1 protein-coding gene is annotated in these 527 nt (G+C 63.4%); it reads left to right on the plus strand.

The features are described from left to right. On the plus strand, window positions 1-351 hold a 351-nt coding region (locus L6Q67_RS24415; RefSeq protein ID WP_296576387.1), incomplete at its 5' end, for a MarR family transcriptional regulator. Window positions 352-527 lie beyond the last annotated feature (176 nt).

Below are 527 nucleotides of genomic sequence, written 5' to 3' on the forward strand. Positions count from 1 at the left end.
CGCGCGCTGTCGGAGCACGAGCAGCTCGAACCCCGCGAGCTGTGCGAACTGTGCCAGATCCTCAGTCCCAGCCTCACCGGCGTGCTGTCACGGATGGAAGACCTGGGCCTTGTCGCCCGCAGCCGCGTGCCCGAAGACCAGCGCCGGGTGATGGTGCGTCTCACCCCCAAGAGCCAGCAGATCTTCGACCAGATGGCGCCGCTCATCGCCGAGCAGTACCACAACATCGAGCAGGCCTTCGGCACCGAGCTGATTCACGAGCTCTACGACATCCTCGACCGGGTGATCTACGCCAAGCGCCCGCCCACCACCCGCATCGAACTGCCGCCGGTGGACGACACCGCGCCCTGAGCGTTGCCCTTGGCTCAAGGGCGGGTCGCAGCACAAACAGCCGGCACAAAAAGCTGCACAAAAAAAAGCCAGCCGGTTTGCACCGACTGGCTTTCAATTTTTCGCACTGCAAACCCGGAAGCGCAGCACCCTGCCCTTCCGGGAATCCTTCAGTTCATGATCACAGCGGAGTGATC

The organism is Zoogloea sp., from assembly GCF_023150065.1.
Lineage (GTDB): Bacteria > Pseudomonadota > Gammaproteobacteria > Burkholderiales > Rhodocyclaceae > Zoogloea.